The sequence below is a fragment of the Amycolatopsis sp. NPDC006125 genome, assembly GCF_040614195.1.
Taxonomy (GTDB): domain Bacteria; phylum Actinomycetota; class Actinomycetes; order Mycobacteriales; family Pseudonocardiaceae; genus Amycolatopsis_E; species Amycolatopsis_E tucumanensis.
In genome coordinates this window covers 37,271-49,481 of the sequence record NZ_JBEXTZ010000067.1, presented here as the reverse complement: position 1 = coordinate 49,481, position 12,211 = coordinate 37,271, and the positions used below count along the sequence as shown (strand labels likewise).

The window sequence follows — 12,211 nt, the reverse complement described above, 5'->3', positions numbered from 1 at the left end:
GGCCGCCGACGGGCCGCGCCCGGGGCGAACCCGGCCCGGGAGCAGCCGCCCCTGTGGGGCTGACTCCGCGGCGGAAGGGCCGCCAGGCCGCCGTATCGGGCAGGCCGGGTGCTCCCCCTGCCGGGCCGCCATCCGCGAAGCCTGGCCACGCCGCCAGAAGCCACCCCGCAAAGCGGGGTCACACCTGAGGCCTGCCCTCGGTGCGGGCATCCCGCACCCCTCGGGGTGCCACCCGAGGGGTGCCCGGAGGGTCGCTGCGGGGTCACCCGCGGCGCGGCCCTCCGGCGCCACCCCGAGGTGCCGTCCCGGCGCCCACACCGCCCGAGAAGACCAACCCCACCTGGAACGGGAGAGACCATGTCGTTCACCGCAGCGCAGAGCATTCTCGCCGCGCATCATCCTGGCCGGTCGGCTCCCGGGGAGGTTCTCGTCGCCGATGAGTTGCTCTGGGCGGACCGTCCGTCGGTTCGCTGTCCCGGCGCCGGGCTGCTCGAAGGCGAGCTTCGGCGCCGCGGGATCGCCACCGCCCGTGGGCCCCTCTACGTCGACACCGACCACGCCGCCGCGGTCGCCCTGCGCGCCGTGCTCCCCGCGGCCCGCGGGCCGGCCGGGCTGGGCGTCGCGGCCACCGGGCAGGCCTCCTCCACGCTCGCGGCGGCCGTGAGCGCCGCGATGGCCGCGGTGCTCGCCGTCGCCGGGCGGCCCCGCTCGGTGCTGCTCGCCGCGCCCCGGTCGTTCTGCGCGGGCGTCGAACGGGCCATCGAGATCGTCGAGCGCCTCCTCGCCCAGCGCGGCGGGCCGATCTACGTCCGCAAGGAGATCGTCCACAACCGCCACGTCGTCGACGACCTCCGCGCGCGGGGCGCGGTGTTCGTCGACGAACTGGACGCCGTGCCGCGAGGAGCGACCGTCGTGTTCTCCGCGCACGGCGTCTCCCCCGCCGTGCGCGCCGAGGCGGACCGCCGACGCCTCAAGGTCGTCGACGCCACCTGCCCGCTGGTCACCAAGGTCCACGCCGAGGCGCGCCGCTTCGCCGGGCAGGGCGACACCGTCCTGCTGATCGGCCACGCCGGGCACGAGGAGGTCGAGGGCACCCTCGGCGAGGCGCCCGACCGGACCGTCCTGGTGCAGTCGGTCGAGGAGGCCCGCCGGGTGCGGGTGCCGGACCCGGACCGGGTCACCTACCTGACCCAGACCACCCTCAGCGTCGACGAGACCGCCGAGGTGCTCACCGAGCTGCGCCGGCGCTTCCCCGCGTTGCGCGGCCCCGCCTCCGACGACATCTGCTACGCCACCACCAACCGGCAGGACGCACTGCGCTCGGTCGCCAGGGACACCGACCTGGTCCTGGTGGTGGGGTCGCGGAACTCGTCGAACTCGCTGCGCCTCGTCGAGCTGGCCGAGCGGGCGGGCACGCCCGCCCACCTGATCGACGACGCGCGGGACGTGCGGCCCGAGTGGCTGTCCGGGGTGGAGCGGATCGGGCTCACCGCCGGCGCGTCGGCGCCGCCCAGGCTGGTCGACTCGGTCGTCACCGCGCTCGGCGGCCTCGGCCCGCTCACCGTCGGCGAACGGGAGACCACCCGCGAGACCATCCACTTCACGCTGCCGACGGCCGTGCGGAGGAAGTCGTGACCGCGGTGGCGCTGGGCGTGCCGCGGGTGCCCGCGCCGCGCCGGAAGTCCCGGCAGGTGCTGGTCGGCGACGTCCCCGTCGGCGGCGGGGCGCCGGTGTCGGTGCAGTCGATGACCACGACCGTCACCGCGGACGTCGACGCCACCCTCCGGCAGATCGCCGAGCTGACCGCGGCCGGCTGCCAGATCGTCCGGGTCGCGGTGCCCAGCTCCGACGACGCCGAGGCGCTGCCCCGGATCGCGGCGAAGTCGGCCATCCCGGTGGTGGCGGACATCCACTTCCAGCCGAAGTACGTCTTCGCCGCGATCGAGGCCGGCTGCGCGGCGGTGCGCGTGAACCCGGGCAACATCCGCAAGTTCGACGACAAGGTCGCCGAGATCGCCGGTGCGGCGAAGGACCACGGCACGCCGATCCGCATCGGCGTCAACGCCGGATCCCTGGACCCGCGGCTGCTCGGCAAGCACGGCAAGGCCACGCCCGAGGCGCTGGTGGAGTCCGCGCTGTGGGAGTGCTCGCTGTTCGAGGAGCACGGGTTCACCGACCTGAAGATCTCCGTCAAGCACCACGACCCGCTGGTGGTGATCGAGGCCTACCGGCAGCTCGCGGCGCGCTGCGACTACCCGCTGCACCTCGGCGTCACCGAGGCCGGGCCGGCGTTCCAGGGCACGGTCAAGTCCGCGGTGGCGTTCGGGGTGCTGCTGCACGAGGGCATCGGCGACACGATCCGCGTGTCCCTGTCCGCGCCGCCCGTCGAAGAGGTCAAGGTCGGCACGCAGATCCTGGAGTCGCTGGGGCTGCGGCCGCGGCGGCTGGAAATCGTGTCGTGCCCGTCGTGCGGCCGCGCACAGGTGGACGTCTACCAGCTCGCCGAGCGGGTCACCGCCGCGTTCGACGGGTTCCCGGTGCCGCTGCGCGTCGCGGTGATGGGGTGCGTGGTGAACGGGCCCGGTGAGGCGCGGGAAGCCGACATCGGGGTGTCGTCGGGCAACGGGAAGGGGCAGATCTTCGTCAAGGGCGAGGTGGTCACGACGGTGCCGGAGAGCCGGATCGTGGAGACGCTGCTGGAGGTGGCGCTCGAGCGGTTCCCCGCATGACCGATAACCTGCGGGCATGGATCTCACTGGGGTGACCGAAGTGTCGGGCGAGGACGAGCTGCGGGAGCTGATCGGGCAGCCGCTGCCGCAGGCGGTGCACAAGCAGCGGGCGGCGCTGCACGAGCTGGACCGGCAGTGGCTCGCGCTGTCGCCGTTCTGCCTGATCGCCACGTCCGACGCGGCCGGCCGCTGCGACGTCTCGCCCAAGGGCGACCCGGCCGGGTTCACGGTGGTGCTCGACGACCGCACGATCGCCGTGCCGGAGCGGCCGGGCAACCGGCGCGCCGACGGGTTCCGCAACATCCTCGCCAATCCGCACGTCGGGCTGCTGTACTTCATCCCCGGCCGCGGCGACACGCTGCGGATCAACGGACGGGCGCGGCTGGTGAGGGACGCGCCGTTCTTCGACGAGATGGTCGTCAAGGGGCACCGGCCGCGGCTGGCGATCCTGGTGGAGATCGACGAGGTGTTCCACCACTGCTCGAAGGCGTTCCTGCGGTCGCGGCTGTGGGAGGCGGACACCTGGGCGCCGGAGGAGATGGCCCCGCGCGCGGTGATCGCCAAGACGCTCGAGCGGCGGGACGCGTCACTGGCGGAGCTGGAGCGCTACTACGGCCAGGAGTACGCGAAGAAGCTCTACGCCTGAGGAGGGCGCGAACGCGCAACGGCCCGCGGCGTCCCCTCCCGGACACCACCACGGACCGCCCGCTCCCCCTACCGCCCCGCGGGCCATCCACCTCCGGATCGCCTGACGCCGGGCGGCAAGCGCGCAACGGCCCGTGGTGCCCCCTCCGGGACAACACCACGGGCCGTTCGCTTCCCCTACTGCCCCTCGGGCCGTTCACCGGCCAGGGGGACGTCCGGGTCGTCGTCGGCGGGTGGCTCCGGGTCGCGCCACTCCTCGGCGCGGCTGGACCGGTTGCCCTGCAACGTGCCGCGCAGTTCGGCCTTCAGCGCGTCGTCCTCGCGCGGGCTGTGCTTCTCACTGCCGCGTTCCATCAGCCGGCCCCTTTCAGCGGGTCGTGCCCGATCGTCATCAACCGGTGGCGCCAGTTCTCCTGGCCCGCCGTCGGCTCCAGGTCGTCCCGCCGTTCGGCGTGCACCTTGTCCACCACCTTGCGCATGACGCGCTCGTCGTCCTCGGTGAGGTCCGTCCGGCGCTTGCCGAGGATCTCCAGGACGTGCTGGCCGGTTTTCGTGCCCGACTGGTCCGGCAGCTCCTCGCTGTCCGTCCCCGCCGAGCGGACCCGCAGCCAGTCCCCGAGCTCCCGCGAGGTCATGTTCACCACGCGGTGGAACTCGTCCCACAGTGTTTCGTCCACATGCGACTGCGTTGCCATCTGTCACCTCCGGGCGGTCAGCCTTCGCACGATCACGAAGACCAGCGCCAGGATCCCGATCCCGGCGCCGGCGCCGAGCGCGATCCGCTGTGTCGTGTGCGCGGTCTCCCGCACCTTCCCCGCCAGGGCCTCGGCGGTCTCGCCGAGCTCCTGGCGGGTGAGTTCCAGGTCGAGCCGCGCCTGTTCGGCGTCGTGCGGGAAGGTGTCCTTCTTCGTCGTCATCGGCGCACCCCCTTCCGCAGGGCCGCCACGTCCTTGGGCACCCCGGACGCCGCCTCCTGCGGCACCGGCGGCACCGCCGCCGACAGCTGCTTCTTGCCCGCCAGCCCGGCCACCCCGCCGATCAGCAGCAGCGCGCCGCCGACGATCAGCGCGGCGGCCCACCCCGGCATCACCAGGGCCAGCGCCAGCACCGCGGCGGCGACCAGCGTCGCCGCTCCGAACAGCGCGAGCATCCCGGCCGCGCCGGCCAGGCCCGCGCCGGTGCCGGCGCGCTTGCCCTTCCGCCGCAGCTCCTCGGCGGCCAGCCGCATCTCGTCCCGGACCAGCCGCTGGATCTGCTGCGACATGTCCTGGACGAGCTGCCCGATCGAGCGGTCGTCGACCGCGGTCGACCCGCGGCCCGTGCTCTCAGTCATGCCTCGCCTCCCTTGGGGTAGCTCGTAGTCCGGCTACCCCCGGGCGGAGAGCACTAATCGTGCGCGGTGGGCGAGCTGCCCTCGCTGAGCTCCTCGGTGGCCTTCTCCGACGGCGTCTTCGGCGCCTCGGAGTGCGGGATGGTCTTCCCGGTGAGGGTGATGTGCCCTTCGTCGTGCAGCCGCTCCACCAGGTGCGGGTAGTGCAGCTCGAACGCGGGCCGCTCGGACCGGATCCGGGGCAGCTCCAGGAAGTTGTGCCGCGGCGGCGGGCAGGTGGTGGCCCACTCCAGCGAGTTGCCGTAGCCCCAGGGATCGTCCACTTCGACCGGATCCCCGAACCGGTAGCTGCGCACCACGTTGTAGACGAACGGCAGCATCGAGGCGCCCAGGATGAACGCGCCGATCGTGGAGATCGTGTTCAGCACGGTGAACCCGTCGCTGTCCAGGTAGTCGGCGTAGCGGCGCGGCATGCCCTCGTCACCCAGCCAGTGCTGCACCAGGAACGTCGTGTGGAACCCGACGAACGTGGCCCAGAAGTGCAGCTTGCCGAGTCTCTCGTCGAGCATCCGCCCGGTCATCTTCGGGAACCAGAAGTACACCCCGGCGAAGGTGGCGAACACGATCGTGCCGAACAGCACGTAGTGGAAGTGCGCCACCACGAAGTAGCTGTCGGTGATGTGGAAGTCCAGCGGCGGCGACGCCAGGATGATGCCGGTCAGCCCGCCCAGCAGGAACGTCACCAGGAACCCCACCGACCACAGCATCGGCGTCTCGAACGTGAGGTGCCCCTTCCACATCGTGCCGATCCAGTTGAAGAACTTGATCCCGGTCGGCACCGCGATGAGGAACGTCATGAACGAGAAGAACGGCAGCAGCACCGCGCCGGTGGCGAACATGTGGTGCGCCCACACCGCGAACGACAGCGCGGTGATGCCCATCGTCGCGAACACCATCAGCCGGTAGCCGAACAGCGGTTTGCGGCTGAACACCGGGATGATCTCGGTGATGATCCCGAAGTAGGGCAGGGCGATGATGTAGACCTCGGGATGGCCGAAGAACCAGAACAGGTGCTGCCACAGGATGGGCCCGCCGACGGCCGGGTCGAACACGTGCGCCCCGATCAGCCGGTCGGCCAGCAGCCCGAACAGCGCCGCGGTCAGGATCGGGAACACCGCGAGCACCAGCACGCTGGTGAACAGGATGTTCCAGGTGAAGATCGGCATCCGCCACATGGTCATGCCGGGGCAGCGCAGGCACACGATCGTGGTCAGCATGTTGACCGCGCCGAGGATGGTGCCCAGACCGGAGACGATCAGGCCGGTGATCCACAGGTTCCCGCCGATCCCGGGCGAGTTCGCCGCGTCGGACAACGGGGTGTAGGCGGTCCAGCCGAAGTCCGCCGCGCCGCCCGGGGTGAGGAACGAGGACAGCACGATCGAGCCGCCGAACAGGAACAGCCAGTAGGAGAACGCGTTCAGCCGCGGGAACGCCACGTCGGGCGAGCCGATCTGCAGCGGCAGGATCAGGTTGGCGAAGGCGAACACGTTCGGCGTCGCGTAGAGCAGCAGCATGATGGCGCCGTGCATGGTGAACAGCTGGTTGTACTGCTCCGGCGACAGGAACTGCATCCCGGGCCGCGCCAGCTCGCCGCGCATTAGCAGCGCCAGCGCGCCGCCGATGACGAAGAAGCCCAGCGACGTGTAGAGGTACATCAGGCCGATCAGCTTGTGATCGGTCGTCTTCGCCATCTTCACCAGCAGGTTGCCCCTGCGGTGCCTGGCCGGCAGCTCGTACCGGTTGCCCAGGACGATGGGACGTGCCTTCAGCTCCGTCATGCGCCCTCCCCGGGTGCCGAGTGGACGAACCCAGGGTGCTCCCGATCACACCGGTGAATCAAGCCCCTAACCCGTAGGTGGCGTAGGCGCTGCGGATGACCGGCTGGGCCACGTTGCGCACCCGCACCCCGCCCGGGGTCACGCCCTGTTCGCAGCCGAAGTGCGCGTGGCCGTGCAGGGCCAGGTCGGCGCCGCATTCGTCGATGACCTCGCCGAGCTGGTAGGCGCCGAGAAACGGGTAGATCTCCGGCGGCTCGCCGCGCAGGGTCTCCGGGATGGGCGAGTAGTGGGTGAGCGCGACCCGGTAGTCGACGTCGTCGAGCTCCAGCATCGCGCGGCGCAGCGCGTCCGCCCGTTCGATGCTGTGTTCGACGAACGCCTTCATCTCCCGCTCGCCGAACGCGCTGGCGCACTTGCCCGCGAACCCGCCGCCGAAGCCCTTCACCCCGGCGACGCCGAGGGTCTGCCCGTCGACCTCCAGCCGGGTCGAGGCGCCCTCCAGCACCTGGATGCCGTTGTCTTCGAGCAGCTTGGTGATGTCGTCCTGCCGGTCGCTGTGGTAGTCGTGGTTGCCCAGCACGGCCACGACCGGCCGGTCCAGGCCGCTGAACTCGTCGGCGACCACCTCGGCCTCCTCCAGCGCGCCGTGCCGGGTCAGGTCGCCCGCCAGCAGCAGCACGTCGGCCAGGTCGCCGAGGTGTTCCAGGGCGGGGCGCAGCAGGCCCCGCGCGTCCTCGCCGAGGTGGACGTCCCCGACCGCCGCCACGCGGATCACCGCAGGTCCTCCCTCCGGGCCGGTTCACGGGTGTCGGCCACCCGCACGTCGTTGTGCACCCGCAGGCCGGGCGCGACCTCGTGCAGCACGTTCTCCAGCTCGGCGCGCCGCTCGTCGCAGGTCACCTCCCCGGACAGGTGCACGTCGTCGCCGCGGACGTTGACCCGGACGCCCATCTCGGCCGTCCGGGGGTCCTCGGCCAGCGCGCGGCGCAGGTGGGCCGCGCGGTATTGGGGTGTCTCGTGCTCGGTTGTCATCACGCGGTTCCTTCGAGCTCGACGACGTCCAGCGAGTCCAGCAACGTCAGGAACGCCTTCGCGTAGGGAGACTCGCCGGTCTCCTTCGCCACCCGCTCCCAGTCCACCTGTTCCCGCAGGTCGCGCGCGATGTGCAGGAGCGGGGCGAAATCGCAGCGGTGCGCGTCGAGGACGAGCAGCTTGTCGATCATGATGTCGGTGCCGTTCAGGACCGGCGCCATGGTCGGGCCGACCCGCATCACGTCGGAGCGGCTCAGCGTCTCGTCGGTGACGGCGCGGTAGTTGGGCCGGAAGATCAGGTCGACCAGCACGTCGCCGTCCCAGACCTTGCTGAGCCAGTCCTCCGGCGGGTCCTCCGGCCGCATGCCCTCCGCGACCAGGGCCGCGCGCGCGGCGGGCACGTCCTCCTCCTTGAGGAAGACGTCGACGTCGTGGTCGGACGGTGGCCCGCCCCTGGCGTAGACCGCGCAGCCGCCGGACACCGTGAACGGGATCTCCCGAGCCGTCAGCGTGGTGACCACCTTGGTCAGCGTGCGCAGCAACGACTGCTCGTCCATGCCCGGCCGGGTACCCGTGCCCGGCCGGGGCAAACGACGGGGGTTTCGCGCCCCGGCCTCGGGGTATGTCCCGTCCCGTCCGCAAGGGTTGGGAGCGCGATGCGCCGCAGTACCGAGCTGAGGCTGCCCAGGACACTGGACGCGGCGCGGCGGGCACGCCGCTTCACCACCGAGGTGTGTGCGAAGTGGCGGGTGCCCGGCCTGGCGCCGGACGCGATCGTGATCGTCACGGAGCTGGTGGAGAACACGCTGCGGCACACCCGCGCGGCGCCCCGGCTCGGCCTGAAGCTGCACCGAGACCACCTGAAGGGGGACCAGCTGACGGTCAGTGTCACCGACGACGACCCGAACGAGGCGGTCATCCGGGAAAGCGGTCACCCGCCCGGACTGGGGCTGCTGCTGGTCGCGCAGACCTCCGAGCAGTGGGGGTGCGACCGGGAGCCCGCCGGCGGCAAGACGGTGTGGGCGACCGTGCGGTGAGCGGCGGACCCGGCGGTGCGGGACCACCGCTGTCCCGCACCGCCGGTTGCACCCACCACGACGACCCAGGCGGCGGCCGGGGACGGCTCGCCGTCGTGCCGACCAGCACCGGATACCCGCGGCGAAACATCGCTAACCGGATGACCCGGGTTGCCAACGCGGCTTGCTGGTCCGTACCGTCGGTGGGGAGCGGTTGAGTGACCAGCCGTGCCGGGGAACGACACACCCGGCCCTTGGGCTTTCGAATTTCGACTCTTCGAACACTTGGACGCGTGTGTGGCTTTCCCCGCTGTGCTCACCACAACCCGGGGAGACTCCCGTGTACGAAGCTCACGAACTCCGCATAGACCTCACCGACCGCGCCGACGGCATCCGGCTGGCCCGCCTCACCGGTGAACTCGACCTCGCCGCGGCGCCCGCGCTGCGCGACTTCCTGACCCGCTGCGTGGACGACGGCCGCACGTTCATCATCGACCTCGAATCGATCGCCTTCCTCGGCTCGGCCGGCCTGCAGGCCCTGGTCGACGCCGACGAGGCCGCCGCCCGGCGCTCCGTGCGGTGGGCACTGGCCGGCAGCCACCGGGTGGTCGTCCGCCCGCTGCAGGTCACCGGCCTGCACGAGCAGCTGCCGCTCTTCCCCAGCGTCACCGTGGCCGCCCGCCACCTCACGCAGGGCGCACCCGTCGCGCACTGACCGTCACTCCCCGGCCGGGTGCCCGAGCCGCAGGCAGCGCAGCCCGCTCCCCCGCAGCGCCGCGGGATCGAGCACCCCCCGGGTGTCCACCACGACGTCGCCCTCGGCGACGGCCGCCAGCTGGCTCCAGTCGAGCCCGCCGAACTCCGGCCACTCGGTCAGCACCACCAGCACCCTGGCGCCCTTGGCGGCCAGGACCGGGTCGTCCACGCGCTGGACGGGCCCGGCCTGGTCGCCGCCGGTCACGCCCGGGTCGTAGCCGGTCAGCACGGCGCCCGCCGCGGCGAGCCGGGTGGCGACGGCCAGCGCGGGCGAGTCCCGCAGGTCGTGCGTGCCCGCCTTGAACGTCAGCCCGAACAGCCCGATCCGCACCCCGTCCAGCCGCCCGCCGGCGGCCTGGAGGATCCGCGCGACCACGTGGTCGTGCTGCCGGTCGTTCGCCTCGATCGCGGACCGCAGGACGGTCAGGTCCACCCCGGCCGCGGCGCCGGTCGCCACCAGTGCCCTGGTGTCCTTGGGCAGGCACGACCCGCCCCACCCGGGGCCGGGGTGCAGGAAGTGCGGCCCGATCCGCTCGTCCAGGCTCATCGTGCGGGTGACGGCGTCGATGTCGGCGCCGGTGCGCTCGCACAGCCGGGCCAGCAGGTTCACGTACGACAGCTTCAGGGCCAGGAACGCGTTGCTCGCGTACTTGCCCAGTTCGGCGCTGGCGTGGTCGGTCCGCACCACCGGCGCGCCCAGGTCCGCGTAGAGCGCCGCGACCCGCGCCACCGCGGATTCCTCGCCGCCGAGCACGATCCGGTCCGGGTGGCGGAAGTCGTGCACCGCGTGGCCTTCGCGCAGGAACTCCGGGTTGCTCACCACCGGGATCCCGGCGGTCTCCGCGATGCGGGCGCAGGTGCCGACCGGCACGGTCGACTTGACCACCAGCACGGTGTCGGGGCCCGGGTGGAGCGCCGCGAGGACGGCCTCGACCGCGCCGAGATCCGCCGCGCCGTCCGGCCCCGCCGGGGTGGGCACGCAGGCGAACACGAACTCCCGTCCGTCGAGCGCGCCGGGGTCCGCGGTGAACCGCAGCCGCCCGGCGGCCAGCCCGTCCCGCACGAGCGGGGCCAGGTCCGGCTCGCCCAGCGCAACCTCGCCGCGGGACAGCTGATCCACTTTGGACTGATCGACCTCGGCGCACGTCACGTCGTGGCCGAGCCCGGCGAGGCAGGCTGCGGTCGTCAGGCCGACGTAGCCGGCCCCGGCGACCCCGACGGCCGCCACGTCACACCTCCGCCACCGGCCGCAGCACCTTCCGGCCCGCGGCGACGACCTCGTCGACGGTGATGCGCAGCAGCCCGGCGGCCGGGGTGTCGGCGAACGGGTCGCCCTCCTCCCCCGCCCACAGCACGACGTGCCGGTCCTCGGTGCCCGGCGGCGGCCCCCACCGCCACGGCGGGGTCGGGCCGAACAGCAGCACCGACGGGGTGCCGTAGGCGGTGGCCAGGTGGCCGACGCCGGTGTCGCCGCTGATCACCAGCCGCGCCCCGGCCACGAGGGCGGCCAGCTCGGTCAGACCGGTGCGCCCGGCCAGCACCGCGTCCCCGCCGAGGCCGGCGGCGGCCGCGAGGTCTCCCGCGAGGTCCCGTTCCGCGGCGCTACCGGTCACCACGACGCGGTGACCAGCGCGGGAGAACTCGCGTGCCACCTCGGCGAAGCGCCGGGGCGGCCAGCGCCGCGACCCGAACGCCGCGCCGGGGTGCACGACGACCGCGCCCGCCGCCGGGCTCGGCACCCCGGGCCGGGCCAGTCCGAGGTCGTGCCGGTCGGCCGCGATGCCGTGGAACGCGAGCATCCGGCACCAGCGCAGCACCTCGTGCTGGTCCTCGTGCCAGTCCGGGCCGTCCAGATCCGGGAAGTCCGGGTGCCGGTGGGCCAGCAGCCGGTCCGGCCGCGTGGCCAGCAGGTCCGTCACGCTCTCCGGGCCGCTGCCGTGCAGGTTGACCGCCAGGGCGGGCGGCGCGCCGGTCCAGCGCAGCGCGCCGAGGCCGGTCGTGGGCAGCACCCGGTCGACCGCGCCGGTGAGCGCGGCCAGCTCGTCCAGCGCCGCGGGCGCGGCGAGGGTGATCCGCGCGTCCGGGAACGCGGCCCGCAGGCCGCGCAGCGCCGGGACGGCGACCAGGAGGTCGCCCACCCCGAGCGCCCGCAGCACCAGGACGTCGCCGGTCACGGCCAGGAGCCCTCCTCCGAGTGCGCCACGACCAGCTCGCGCACCTCGCAGCCGGCCGGCTGGGACAGCGCGAACAGCACGGTCTGCGCCACGTTCTCCGGGGCGTTCAGCTTCGCGTCCGCGGGCGGCTTGTACTGCTCGTCGCGGGAGTCGAAGAACGCGGTGTGCATGCCGCCGGGCACCAGCATGGTGACGCCGATGCGGCCGGCGGTCTCCGCGGCCAGGGCGCGGGTGAAGCCGACGACGCCCCACTTCGACGCGCAGTAGGCGGTGGCGTCGCTGACCGCCTTGATGCCCAGGGTGGACGCCACGGTGACGACCTTGCCGCGCGAGCGCTCCAGGTACGGCAGCGCGGCGCGCACCACGGCGGCGGTGCCGAACAGGTTGACCTTGACGACGCGCTCCCAGTCCTCTGTGGACACGTCGGTCAGCTTGCCCGGGAAGTCGATGCCCGCGGCGGTGAACACCGCGTCCAGCCCGCCGGCCTGCTCGGCCAGCTCCGCGACGGCCCGCTCGGTCTCGGCGGTGTCGGTGAGGTCGACCGGCACGTAGGGCACCCCGGCGACCGGGGGCTTGCGGTCGAGCACCAGCGGGGTCCCGCCGGCGTCCGCGACCGCCTTGACGGTCGCCGCGCCCAGCCCGGACGCGCCCCCGGTGATCAGTACCTTGCCTGGCGATGCAGCCATGTCTC

The 12,211-nt window shown here is 73.0% G+C and carries 16 protein-coding genes; 5 read left to right on the top strand and 11 right to left on the bottom strand.

What is annotated here, in order from left to right:
• Positions 1–357: 357 nt before the first annotated feature.
• From ABZ193_RS28995 to ABZ193_RS28985, 3 genes are read left to right on the top strand one after another with little or no spacing between them, the layout of a single operon-like run.
• Positions 358–1,635 carry a 4-hydroxy-3-methylbut-2-enyl diphosphate reductase gene (locus ABZ193_RS28995; protein ID WP_354712209.1) on the top strand — a complete coding sequence of 426 codons (1,278 nt, stop codon included), beginning with the start codon at positions 358–360 and terminating at the stop codon, positions 1,633–1,635.
• The gene (gene ispG / locus ABZ193_RS28990; RefSeq protein ID WP_237339327.1) at positions 1,632–2,729 is read left to right on the top strand and encodes a flavodoxin-dependent (E)-4-hydroxy-3-methylbut-2-enyl-diphosphate synthase; all 1,098 of its coding nucleotides are present in this window, start codon (positions 1,632–1,634) and stop codon (positions 2,727–2,729) included. Before ABZ193_RS28995 ends, ispG begins: the two co-directional genes overlap by 4 nt.
• A gap of 16 nt (positions 2,730–2,745) precedes the next feature.
• A complete protein-coding gene (locus tag ABZ193_RS28985; protein WP_039792108.1) occupies positions 2,746–3,375 on the top strand; it encodes a pyridoxamine 5'-phosphate oxidase family protein in 630 nt (209 codons plus the stop codon).
• Positions 3,376–3,551: 176 nt separating this feature from the next.
• Here the strand turns inward: ABZ193_RS28985 and ABZ193_RS28980 are convergent, their stop codons facing one another.
• The 8 genes from ABZ193_RS28980 to ABZ193_RS28945 are packed head-to-tail and all read right to left on the bottom strand — an operon-like array spanning position 3,552 to position 8,131.
• Positions 3,552–3,728, bottom strand: a complete 177-nt coding sequence (locus ABZ193_RS28980) for a hypothetical protein (protein ID WP_020423265.1) — start codon at positions 3,726–3,728, stop codon at positions 3,552–3,554.
• Entirely contained in the window at positions 3,728–4,069 is a 342-nt protein-coding gene (locus ABZ193_RS28975) for a DUF3140 domain-containing protein (RefSeq protein ID WP_237339328.1), read from the bottom strand. Before ABZ193_RS28975 ends, ABZ193_RS28980 begins: the two co-directional genes overlap by 1 nt.
• A gap of 3 nt (positions 4,070–4,072) precedes the next feature.
• On the bottom strand, positions 4,073–4,291 hold the full coding sequence (locus ABZ193_RS28970) for a DUF3618 domain-containing protein (RefSeq protein ID WP_020423263.1): 219 nt from the start codon (positions 4,289–4,291) through the stop codon (positions 4,073–4,075).
• The gene (locus ABZ193_RS28965) at positions 4,288–4,707 is read right to left on the bottom strand and encodes a phage holin family protein (protein ID WP_020423262.1); all 420 of its coding nucleotides are present in this window, start codon (positions 4,705–4,707) and stop codon (positions 4,288–4,290) included. Before ABZ193_RS28965 ends, ABZ193_RS28970 begins: the two co-directional genes overlap by 4 nt.
• A gap of 53 nt (positions 4,708–4,760) precedes the next feature.
• The gene (ctaD, locus tag ABZ193_RS28960) at positions 4,761–6,542 is read right to left on the bottom strand and encodes a cytochrome c oxidase subunit I (protein WP_020423261.1); all 1,782 of its coding nucleotides are present in this window, start codon (positions 6,540–6,542) and stop codon (positions 4,761–4,763) included.
• 58 nt (positions 6,543–6,600) lie between these two features.
• On the bottom strand, positions 6,601–7,317 hold the full coding sequence (locus ABZ193_RS28955; RefSeq protein WP_237339329.1) for a metallophosphoesterase: 717 nt from the start codon (positions 7,315–7,317) through the stop codon (positions 6,601–6,603).
• Entirely contained in the window at positions 7,314–7,574 is a 261-nt protein-coding gene (locus ABZ193_RS28950; RefSeq protein WP_020423259.1) for a BON domain-containing protein, read from the bottom strand. The genes ABZ193_RS28955 and ABZ193_RS28950 overlap by 4 nt, the downstream gene beginning before the upstream one ends.
• Complete coding sequence (locus ABZ193_RS28945; RefSeq protein WP_020423258.1) at positions 7,574–8,131, bottom strand: hypothetical protein; 558 nt, start codon at positions 8,129–8,131, stop codon at positions 7,574–7,576. The genes ABZ193_RS28950 and ABZ193_RS28945 overlap by 1 nt, the downstream gene beginning before the upstream one ends.
• A gap of 99 nt (positions 8,132–8,230) precedes the next feature.
• Between ABZ193_RS28945 and ABZ193_RS28940 the strand changes: the two genes are divergently transcribed.
• Entirely contained in the window at positions 8,231–8,611 is a 381-nt protein-coding gene (locus ABZ193_RS28940) for an ATP-binding protein (RefSeq protein WP_237339330.1), read from the top strand.
• Between the two features lie 319 nt (positions 8,612–8,930).
• Positions 8,931–9,305, top strand: coding sequence for an STAS domain-containing protein (locus tag ABZ193_RS28935; RefSeq protein ID WP_237339331.1), 375 nt, complete (start codon positions 8,931–8,933; stop codon positions 9,303–9,305).
• A gap of 3 nt (positions 9,306–9,308) precedes the next feature.
• Here the strand turns inward: ABZ193_RS28935 and ABZ193_RS28930 are convergent, their stop codons facing one another.
• Genes ABZ193_RS28930 through ABZ193_RS28920 form a run of 3 tightly spaced genes read right to left on the bottom strand, consistent with a single transcriptional unit; the run spans position 9,309 to position 12,206 of the window.
• A complete protein-coding gene (locus ABZ193_RS28930) occupies positions 9,309–10,574 on the bottom strand; it encodes a UDP-glucose/GDP-mannose dehydrogenase family protein (protein WP_354712208.1) in 1,266 nt (421 codons plus the stop codon).
• A gap of 1 nt (position 10,575) precedes the next feature.
• Positions 10,576–11,520: a glycosyltransferase family 9 protein gene (locus ABZ193_RS28925; protein ID WP_354712207.1), complete on the bottom strand. Its 945-nt coding sequence runs from the start codon at positions 11,518–11,520 to the stop codon at positions 10,576–10,578.
• Positions 11,517–12,206 (bottom strand): SDR family oxidoreductase, encoded by a 690-nt coding sequence (locus tag ABZ193_RS28920; protein WP_354712206.1) that lies wholly within the window; start codon positions 12,204–12,206, stop codon positions 11,517–11,519. Before ABZ193_RS28920 ends, ABZ193_RS28925 begins: the two co-directional genes overlap by 4 nt.
• Positions 12,207–12,211 lie beyond the last annotated feature (5 nt).

Bases quoted from the DNA above. Each gene is read 5' to 3' on its own strand.
- ABZ193_RS28995 (WP_354712209.1), top strand. From the start codon at position 358: ATGTCGTTCACCGCAGCGCAGAGCATTCTCGCCGCGCATCATCCTGGC.
- ABZ193_RS28985 (WP_039792108.1), top strand. From the start codon at position 2,746: ATGGATCTCACTGGGGTGACCGAAGTGTCGGGCGAGGACGAGCTGCGG.
- ABZ193_RS28980 (WP_020423265.1), bottom strand. From the start codon at position 3,728: ATGGAACGCGGCAGTGAGAAGCACAGCCCGCGCGAGGACGACGCGCTG.
- ABZ193_RS28975 (WP_237339328.1), bottom strand. From the start codon at position 4,069: ATGGCAACGCAGTCGCATGTGGACGAAACACTGTGGGACGAGTTCCAC.
- ABZ193_RS28970 (WP_020423263.1), bottom strand. From the start codon at position 4,291: ATGACGACGAAGAAGGACACCTTCCCGCACGACGCCGAACAGGCGCGG.
- ABZ193_RS28965 (WP_020423262.1), bottom strand. From the start codon at position 4,707: ATGACTGAGAGCACGGGCCGCGGGTCGACCGCGGTCGACGACCGCTCG.
- ctaD (WP_020423261.1), bottom strand. From the start codon at position 6,542: ATGACGGAGCTGAAGGCACGTCCCATCGTCCTGGGCAACCGGTACGAG.
- ABZ193_RS28950 (WP_020423259.1), bottom strand. From the start codon at position 7,574: ATGACAACCGAGCACGAGACACCCCAATACCGCGCGGCCCACCTGCGC.
- ABZ193_RS28945 (WP_020423258.1), bottom strand. From the start codon at position 8,131: ATGGACGAGCAGTCGTTGCTGCGCACGCTGACCAAGGTGGTCACCACG.
- ABZ193_RS28940 (WP_237339330.1), top strand. From the start codon at position 8,231: ATGCGCCGCAGTACCGAGCTGAGGCTGCCCAGGACACTGGACGCGGCG.
- ABZ193_RS28920 (WP_354712206.1), bottom strand. From the start codon at position 12,206: ATGGCTGCATCGCCAGGCAAGGTACTGATCACCGGGGGCGCGTCCGGG.